The organism is Brasilonema octagenarum UFV-OR1 (genome assembly GCF_963888615.1).
Taxonomy (GTDB): Bacteria; Cyanobacteriota; Cyanobacteriia; order Cyanobacteriales; family Nostocaceae; genus Brasilonema; species Brasilonema sennae.
Genome location: NZ_CAWPKW010000012.1, coordinates 292 through 959, shown reverse-complemented (window position 1 = coordinate 959; position 668 = coordinate 292). Strand labels below are relative to the sequence as shown.

The 668-nt window shown below is 37.7% G+C and carries 1 protein-coding gene; it reads right to left on the bottom strand.

The genetic code is table 11. From position 1 onward, the window contains the following. The coding region (locus AC5590_RS00650) for a CHAT domain-containing protein (protein WP_248277454.1) at nucleotides 1-668 on the bottom strand (668 nt) is incomplete at both ends.

Genomic DNA, 668 nt, shown 5'->3' with positions numbered 1-668 from the left:
GTAATTTCCCTCAATAAAATTGCCGGAATTATTATAACTACCAGAAAAATTTCCTTGTATATAACCGCCTTGAATGCGCTTATTATCGTTATGATCGCCAGCCATGTTTGGTTTTTGCTCCTTGGAATTAGGTGAAAATAAAGATTTCGATTGATTTCGATTTTTTATTGCTGGAATCAAATCGCCCGGAATATTATTAAGGTCGATATTGTTGCAACCAAACTTAAAAGCATCCGCATAAGTTCTACCAGCACCAATGGCATCATAAAATCCCACAGAGAATTTAATGGCAGTGTTATCTGGGACAGCACGGTTCATGCCAATAACGCAATCAATATACTGATAAATAGCGTTACTCTGATTTTCGGAGTAGCAAGCGTTGAGCAAAATACACTCAACTTTGTCTTTGAATAACTCAAATAGTTCTGTAAGTGCTTTTGTGCTAACCAGTTGCGTCTGCCCAAAGTCATCCTCCAAAACTATGCCACTAGGTTGCGAAGATTTGGGGACAATTTGGCGCTGACTTGTTTGTTCTTGATTATTATTTAGCTCCGTATTTTCAGTACCAACACCATGTCCAGAAAAATGTACAATCTGTGGTTCTTCGTCTAACAAAGCACGACGTAAATCATTAATCCGAACCGCCCATTTGGTAATGATTTTAAATT